The organism is Bradyrhizobium sp., from assembly GCF_049581145.1.
Taxonomy (GTDB): Bacteria; Pseudomonadota; Alphaproteobacteria; order Rhizobiales; family Xanthobacteraceae; genus Bradyrhizobium.
In genome coordinates this window covers 1-7476 of record NZ_JBAURI010000333.1, presented here as the reverse complement: position 1 = coordinate 7476, position 7476 = coordinate 1, and the positions used below count along the sequence as shown (strand labels likewise).

The 7476-nt window shown below is 62.4% G+C and carries 7 protein-coding genes and 2 pseudogenes; 7 read left to right on the top strand and 2 right to left on the bottom strand.

Features of this window, described 5'->3' with window-relative positions:
* The coding region (locus tag WCB02_RS10990) for a hypothetical protein (protein ID WP_423958161.1) at positions 1-271 on the bottom strand (271 nt) is incomplete at its 3' end.
* A gap of 127 nt (positions 272-398) precedes the next feature.
* Between WCB02_RS10990 and WCB02_RS10985 the strand changes: the two are divergent.
* Together WCB02_RS10985 and WCB02_RS10980 are read left to right on the top strand one after the other, a co-directional pair.
* Positions 399-1118: pseudogene (locus tag WCB02_RS10985) on the top strand (DUF932 domain-containing protein); the annotation flags it as partial.
* A gap of 158 nt (positions 1119-1276) precedes the next feature.
* A pseudogene (locus WCB02_RS10980) lies at positions 1277-1456 on the top strand (hypothetical protein); the annotation flags it as partial.
* On the opposite strand, the gene WCB02_RS10975 reads toward WCB02_RS10980, so the two are convergent.
* Positions 1382-1681 carry a hypothetical protein gene (locus WCB02_RS10975; protein WP_423958163.1) on the bottom strand — a complete coding sequence of 100 codons (300 nt, stop codon included), beginning with the start codon at positions 1679-1681 and terminating at the stop codon, positions 1382-1384. The pseudogene WCB02_RS10980 and the gene WCB02_RS10975 sit on opposite strands and share 75 nt — an antisense overlap.
* A gap of 270 nt (positions 1682-1951) precedes the next feature.
* On the opposite strand from WCB02_RS10975, the gene WCB02_RS10970 reads away from it, so the two are divergent.
* From WCB02_RS10970 to WCB02_RS10950, 5 genes are all read left to right on the top strand, one after another.
* Complete coding sequence (locus WCB02_RS10970) at positions 1952-2863, top strand: DUF7146 domain-containing protein (RefSeq protein WP_423958159.1); 912 nt, start codon at positions 1952-1954, stop codon at positions 2861-2863.
* A 313-nt stretch (positions 2864-3176) separates the two neighbouring features.
* Entirely contained in the window at positions 3177-4100 is a 924-nt protein-coding gene (locus WCB02_RS10965; RefSeq protein ID WP_423958158.1) for a DUF2493 domain-containing protein, read from the top strand.
* Positions 4101-4330: 230 nt separating this feature from the next.
* Positions 4331-4717: a hypothetical protein gene (locus tag WCB02_RS10960; RefSeq protein WP_423958157.1), complete on the top strand. Its 387-nt coding sequence runs from the start codon at positions 4331-4333 to the stop codon at positions 4715-4717.
* An 816-nt stretch (positions 4718-5533) separates the two neighbouring features.
* Positions 5534-5845, top strand: coding sequence for a DUF736 domain-containing protein (locus WCB02_RS10955; protein ID WP_423958156.1), 312 nt, complete (start codon positions 5534-5536; stop codon positions 5843-5845).
* 127 nt (positions 5846-5972) lie between these two features.
* Positions 5973-6971, top strand: a complete 999-nt coding sequence (locus WCB02_RS10950) for a hypothetical protein (protein WP_423958155.1) — start codon at positions 5973-5975, stop codon at positions 6969-6971.
* Positions 6972-7476: the final 505 nt, after the last annotated feature.

Below are 7476 nucleotides of genomic sequence, written 5' to 3'. Positions count from 1 at the left end.
CTTCAAACAGGCCGATTGCGAAGGCGGCCGTGAGGTAGGCCTCCCAGGCCGCCTTGTGCGCGCGAAGCTCTCCGTTCACAGGGTTTGGAATGAGGCCCCCGGCGTCAAGAATCCGAAGGCGGGTTTGCAACCTTTGGCTCGGCGAGCGTATTTGCCCTAGATTGGTTATGACCTCGGGTGTGAAAACAGCCCACAGCGGTTCTGCGGGCACCATGTCGCTCATCCTTTCCTTCATCTCGCCCTTCAGGTCGACGCGGTCGCGCGGCTTCATCGGACGTCAGGCCGTCTGTCGCAGATGTGCCGCCGGCTGAAGATCGGGATGAGCAGGGTCAGGAATTTAGCCAAGCCCGGGTAGCCGTGATGCCGCCGATAATCGAGTACTCTTCATGCGGCGCTTGCGGATCTACGACCAGGAGCTGGTCGCCGCTGTGCAGCGGATTGCCGGCAACGGCACCGGTGATACGCGCTGGAAGGTTCCTGGGGTGCTCGACTGGTCGACGGGCGTCTACAACCCGCTCGTCGATGTCACTAAAAGACGACCACGCTTTACGCCTCGGATCGCGATGTTTTTCTGTTTCTGGTGAACGATTTGAATCCCCATCGAGGCGGGAAAACTGCCGGATGGCTCTCCAGACCTCAACTTCCGCGGCTTCTACTCCTGGAACTCCGAGGTCGGCGCCAAGACGTTGGGCATCGCGAGTTTCTACCTAGGGGCCATTTGCCAGAATCGCAATCTTTGGGGCGTCGAGGATTTCGAAGAGATCACCATCCGCCATTCCAAATACGCGGCCTCCCGGTTCGCCCATGAGGCAGCGCCCGCGCTGACGCGTTTCGCCAATTCCTCGCCGGTGCCTCTCGTCAACGGCATCAAGACTGCGCGGGAGCGCATTGTCGCAAGGACAGACGACGAGAGAACCGAGTTCTTGCGCAAGCGCGGCTTTGGCAAGTCGGAGACGGCCAAGATCATCGAGGTGGTTCTCGCCGAGGAAGGCCGCAAGCCGGAAAGCGTCTTCGACTTCGTGCAGGGCATCACGGCCGTTGCGCGCGACAAGCCGCACCAGGACGCTCGGCTAGATCTTGAGGCGCGGGCTAAGAAGCTGCTCGACCGCGGTGCTTGACGTCAGTCCGGTTTTGGCGGGTTTTCCGCGCGGAAGATTTCAGTCCCCGTGATTGCTGTTCGGCGTCGCCCTCCAGAGGAAGAGGGCGGCGCTCGGTTTCGTGACGGGTCAGGAGATCCAGAGAAAGGTTCTGGATTGCCCGTCGCGGAGCAACCTCAATGGCTAAATCTGTCCAGAAGATCACGCTCAGTCAGTCTCGTGATATTCCCTTCAACCGGCTGGTGCTGAGCCAGTCGAATGTCCGTCGCATCAAGGCGGGCGTCTCAATCGAGGAGCTCGCGCAAGACATCGCGCGCCGTACGCTGCTGCAGAGCCTCACCGTGCGGCCGGTTCTCGACGAAGGCCAAGGGCAACCCGCCGCTCAGCTCATCGAGCATCTGAAGAAGGGCGCGATGGCGGAAAGGGCGCAAGAATTGCTCGCTGGCTCTGGGCTGGCTGCCGGAGCCGTTGCGCACGCCCGGCTGGACGATCGACGTGACAGCTCTGGGTTCCGAGTTCAGCCAGATCCCAGCGATCGCTCCAGGTGGAGAAGAATCGGCGGTGACCGGATACGAAACGGCCATGGCGGATTTTGCGCAGCCAGCGGAAGATCAACCGGTCGCGATGGAGCCGCTCCCTGACGCGGCCGCGTAAGCACAAGGAGGACGCCTCAACTTCGGCCCGCCGGCAACGGCGGGCCTTCCTTTCTACAGGAGGCCTTCGTGCAAGCTTCTGATCTCAGTCGCCGCCTCGCGGAGCGCGCGGAAACTGTCTGCCGGCATTATCTTTCCAATGGGCGACGGGTTGGCAGATACTGGGTCGTCGGGGACGCGCGCAACATGCCCGGCCGGTCGATGTTCGTTCGGTTGCGCGGGCCTAATGCGGGGAAGGGCGCAGCTGGCAAATGGACGGATGCTGCGACCGGCGAGCACGGAGATCTGCTCGATCTGATCCGGGAAAGTTGCGGTCTTGTTGAGTTTGCCGATGTCCTCGCCGAGGCCCGTCGCTTTCTCAGTCTGCCGCGATCCGAGCTTGCGCCGGAGTCCAGCCATTCAACGACGCGTGCTCCTGCCGGCTCACCGGAATCGGCGAGGTGGCTATTTGCCATCTCGAAGCCCATCCGTGGGACGATCGCCAAGACTTATCTTCGCGCGCGCGGGATTTCGGCATTGCATGAGACCGCAAGCCTTCGTTTCCATCCGAGCTGTTACTACAAGCCGGACCACGACTCTCCAGGGGAGATATGGCCGGCCTTAATCGCCGTCACCACTCTTAACGGTGTCATCACCGGCATTCATCGTACCTGGCTGGATCCTTCCGGGCGAAGTAAGGCGCCGATCGATACGCCGCGCCGCGCGATGGGATATCTGCTCGGCAATGCGGTGCGTTTCGGCGCAGCGGAGGACGACGTGCTCGTTGCCGGCGAAGGCATCGAGACCGTGTTGTCACTGCGCTGCGCGCTTCCAGCCTTGCCGATGGCCGCTGCACTGTCGGCCAATCACCTCGCCGCCATGGCCCTGTCGTCGAGTTTGCGTCGGCTCTATATCGCTCGCGACGCCGATGCCGCGGGAGACACGGTGCAAGCTGCGCTGTTGCAACGTGCGGAAACCGCTGGCATCGAAGCCATCCCGTTATCGCCTCGGCTGGGCGACTTCAACGAGGATCTGCACGTCTTCGGCCTCGATAGCCTGCGGGCAGCATTACGGATCCAGCTGGCACCGGAGGACGTCTCCCGCTTTCTGCTCTTGCCGGCTACCGTCGCATAGGCGGCGTTTGAATCCCATCAACGTCGACAACTCGGTCGCGCGGCGGCCTAACGCCGAAAGAGCCGCGACCACGGCCTTCTAGAGGGCGATCGGACGGCAGCCGGCACGGGCCGGCAATGGCTGAGGGGCGGCTATTTTCCGCCGGCCCTCACGGGCCTTTGCATCGCGAAACAAAATAGCCGCCCCACAGCCATCCTCCGTTGGCGCTGCGGCCCTCCGCGTTGCGCCGGGTGCTGGCCCGTTCCGCCCACCGTCTGAGGATCGCCACGAAGGCCGCGATGGGCGCGGCCGATCCGGCAAAGGACCTCATCCCATGACCGATCAAGACGACTTCGAACGGCCGCACGCGTCATCTGCCACCGACCTCATCCTCAACGAATTGCAGCTCTTTGGCTACCGTCCATTCGACGATCAGCCCGATCCGAGACCGCTGCCCGAAGGTAGGACGATCGCTGGCGCCGTCGCCGACATCTTTGACGCCCTCGTCGCCACGCTGAACGACACCCGGCTCGAGCCCGACCTACCGGATCTGCTCTGGTCGACGGTCAACCTCTTTCACCGCGCCGCAGACCGAATTAGTCGTCAACTCGACGACAACGAACAGGCTCAGCGTAAGAGCCAGCGCGAGCAGAACGGCTCCGAAGTGCAAGCAGTCGAACTCGAGCGTCTGACGGCAGAAGGCATAACATTGATCGAGCGCCGTAATTGCCTGGAACTCTTCCGCGACCAGGCCATCGAACGCTTTGAGCTCCACACCGGCTCCGCCTGGCGTCCTCGATCGGGATCACTCGTCAACCATCGCACGCTCACCGCGGCGATGATCGACTCCCGCGATTTCATCGCAGCCAAGCGCCGGGCAGAGACGGAGGTCATGTTGCCACCCGGGCCGAAGATCGCACTCACCGGCGGCCTCGACTTCAACGATCACCGTCTGATCTGGGATTGCCTCGACAAGGTTCACGCCAAGCATCCCGACATGGTCCTGATCCATGGCGGCTCGCCAAAGGGCGCCGAGCTGATCGCCTCCAAATGGGCGACCAACCGGAAGGTGCAACAGATCGCGTTCAAGCCGGACTGGACCAGGCACGCCAAGGCGGCACCCTTCAAGCGCAACGACGCCATGCTCGAACTGCTGCCAATCGGCGTCATGCTTTTCCCCGGCACGGGAATCCAGGACAACCTCGCTGACAAGGCGGAGCGCCTCGGCATCCCCGTCTGGAAAGTCGGCGGCGCATAACCGCCTCTACTCTCACCCACACCGCCAACGCGGAGTGCATCGTCGCCACTCCGCGTCGTTTCGCTTTACGTTCAAACCTGCGCCGTGGTGGTGGTGGAAGGCGTGACTGATCACCTATGCACATGGAGCTACCACCATGCTTGCCCTTGGATTTCTTCTTAACGACGTTGGTATTTGCCTGTTCTGCTGGCTGATCTTCACGCCGGCGGGTCTACGCCTTACCTTTTTTCGTGGCGATCAATGCCGGCATCTGGGCCCAGCACAGCGGCGCCGGTGTGTTCGGCACGCCGCTCGTTGCCGTCGCCGCCGGCGGCATGACACTGGCGATCGCTCAGATCGCGTTTGCAATGACCCGCTCGCTGATCTTGCGTGCCGTCGTTGCGGCCCTGTTCGCGTTGCCGGCCGCATTTGCTGGCTATCATGCGGTTCTTGCGATGGCGGAAATTGGAGTGCCTTCGCCTGTTTGGCGCGAAGGGTTTGCTTGCCTCGGTGCCGTCTTCATCGGCGGGACAGCGTGGACGCGTTTGACCATCTTCACGGAGTCCGGCCCGCACGAGGCGGGCAGGGGGCTTGGCAGTAGCCTTCAGCTGGTTCTCACGGCTGCGCGCGAGAGATGATTTCGTCACCTTCGTCGTCGAACAGGTTGGCGTAGACCTGTGCGAGGAGTGCCAAGGGCATAAGCGAGAGATAGTCGCGACCTTCCCCGAACCACCACTGCGGCCGCATGCAGTGATATCGGTCTGCCCGCAGATACGTATGGAGACATCTCTTCAAGCTCTTTCCGAGCTGACAAGACCGTCTTTTCCCGCAACTCGTTTCTTTCTCTTCGCGGAAACGTTCCGACCTTTTGTACGGCAGAACCGAGATTGGCCACGCTTCTCCCGAGTTGCACGCGACGCACCGGGCGTGATGGCTCGATCTGGCCGAAGACCGGCTGCGCCTCGATCGTCTGGGCCGCAACTTTGCCGCAGCGACTTTCTGTCCGGCGGATTACATCAGTCGCGTTATCGTACCTGTTACGCGAGAATGCGACGAGGCGCGCTAGCGTTTGCCAAGATGCGTTTTTCTTGCCGTTGATGCGCGGGCGCCAGCAGGTGTTCGATCCACCCAGGCATGTCCTTGTGCTGCGTCGGTGTCGGCCGCCATGGTGGTCTCCGTCAGTCCTGTTCATGGCGCGTCCAACGCAACCTCGAATGGGCTGATCGGGCTCGAGGGTCGGCAAGAGCCTCGATCGCCTTCCCGCAACGGCTGCGCCTGCTTTTTTCCCCTGCCGCGAAGTGGCGGCATTCCTCGCGGGAAAACAAAAAAGCAGGCTATCGCCGTCCTCCGCTGGCGCTGCGGGCCGGAAGGCTGCGGGCCGATCGCTCCCCGGGCCAAGGATCGCCATCGAGGCTGCGCGATGGGCGCGGCCCGAGCAACAAACGGAGACCACCATGGCTACCATCGGCACCTTCACCGCTTCGGATAATGGCTACGTCGGCTCGATCAAGACGCTGACGCTGAACATCAAGGCAAGGTTCACTGCGTCGGAGAAGGACAATGACAAAGCGCCCGACTACCGCATCTTCGCCGGCGTGACCGAGTTCGGCGCGGCTTGGAAGAAGACAGCCCGCGACAGCGACCGCGAATACCTATCGGTTAAGCTCGATGATCCGAGCTTTCCGGCACCAATCTTCGCCTCGCTGGTGAAGGTCGACGGCGGCGAGGGCTTCACGCTGATCTGGTCTCGCCGCAATGGCAACTGATCCCTCGGGATCATCGGCCCCGCCTCCTCGGAGGCGGGCCTTTTTGCGCTGCTTGCGCGGCCATCAGCCCAGCCAAGCGAAAATTCTGCGATCGCAGCCGCCAATATTCAAGGAGCAGGACGTCATCATGACCGAAACCACTCCGTCCGACCCATTGGATGACATGGAGGCGCTGGCTTGGCTTCGCTCGCGTCCCGACGGACACGTGACCGCCAGCGCTGCCGATCTCGCTCGACAATGGGGTTGGAACCGGATGCGGGCCGGTCGCCGCTTGAGGGCGTGGCAGAAAGCGGGACTGATCCGCCGTAACGCCGAAGAGATCGTTGTAACCGCGCCGGTTACACCGACTGTTACAGAGGTAATGGGTGTAACGGTCGCGCGGCGTTCAATGACGCCCGTCAAGCTTGCCGCATTCGTCGTGGCGCTCGCGCTCGCTTGTGTATCGGCGGCCTTTTCTATTGACGGCCTCACCGCAATCTTCGCCGGTGCGTTCTGGCCCGTGATCACCATGGGCGCGGCGCTAGAAGCCGGCAAGCTCGTCGCCGCGGCGTGGCTGACCGAGAATTGGCACTCGGCGCCGTTCCTCCTGCGTCTGATCCTGGTCGCCATGATCGGCGTGCTGATGAGCCTGAACGCAGTCGGCGTGTTCGGTTTCCTCACGAAAGCCCACCTTGATCATATGGTGGCCGTCGATCTGGCGCGCGCGGACAAAAGCGCTCACACCGAAGCCCACCTCTTGATACAGGGCCAGACCGTCGCCGATCTCGATCGTCGCATCGCCCAGATCGACGCGGCCATCGAGGAATCGACGCGGCTTGGCCGCCCGGCCGGCGCCATGACGATCGCCGACCAGAAGCGCCGCGACCGTGCAGACATCGTGGCAGTGCGTCAGCGTGAGGTTCAGGTGCTCGCCGGCTTGCAGATCGACAAGGCCAGGATTGACGCCCAGCGCAAGCGCGCAGAGGCCGACGTCGGCCCCGTCCGATATCTCGCCGAGCTGATTGGCGCGCCGGCAACCGACCTGGAACGACCGGTCCGGCTGCTCACTTTGGCGCTTGTCGCTGTACTCGATCCGATGGCGGTAGCGCTCCTGCTCGCCGCGGGTTCGCGTACAAGCTCGCGCTGACCAATTGCTTCAATCGCGTCGCGCGAATGGCGCGCTGGATTGCGCCAACGTGGCCGGATGATTTGCGCCGGGGACGCCGTCGCCCTGTCCATCACACGGGAAGCGAGGCAAGGTTGGCTCGCCGATCATCCCGTTTTACGATTGCATATCCCGCGCGGTCGCCAACGCCCAAATTCCAATAGTTCGCTGCAGTGGGGCTTGCAGCAGGGGGCGCGGGCGAAACGACGTCACTCTGTCCGGCGATTGCTTCTCGATCGGCGCTCAGATTGCAGAATTGTGTTATTTGAGACGTTCGAAAACAGGCCGTCACACAGCTCGACCCAGAAGCCAACGTAACCGTCAGTCCAAAGAAAGAAAGGAAGAAGAGTTTTTCACACGCTATGCACCTATGGTGCGGATGGCTCGGAGATCCAGCGGCAGTCGACATGGTTTGTACCGCGATGCAGCTACGATAGTCCCTCAGGTCCGGCTGCGGGGTGCGATTCCAATTGATGCTGCTTGACGA

What these genes read in the sequence shown, in the direction of transcription:
- WCB02_RS10950 (WP_423958155.1), top strand. Translation starts at nt 5,973, where the DNA reads ATGACCGAAACCACTCCGTCCGACCCATTGGATGACATGGAGGCGCTG.
- WCB02_RS10955 (WP_423958156.1), top strand. Translation starts at nt 5,534, where the DNA reads ATGGCTACCATCGGCACCTTCACCGCTTCGGATAATGGCTACGTCGGC.
- WCB02_RS10975 (WP_423958163.1), bottom strand. Translation starts at nt 1,681, where the DNA reads ATGGCCGTTTCGTATCCGGTCACCGCCGATTCTTCTCCACCTGGAGCG.
- WCB02_RS10965 (WP_423958158.1), top strand. Translation starts at nt 3,177, where the DNA reads ATGACCGATCAAGACGACTTCGAACGGCCGCACGCGTCATCTGCCACC.
- WCB02_RS10970 (WP_423958159.1), top strand. Translation starts at nt 1,952, where the DNA reads ATGTTCGTTCGGTTGCGCGGGCCTAATGCGGGGAAGGGCGCAGCTGGC.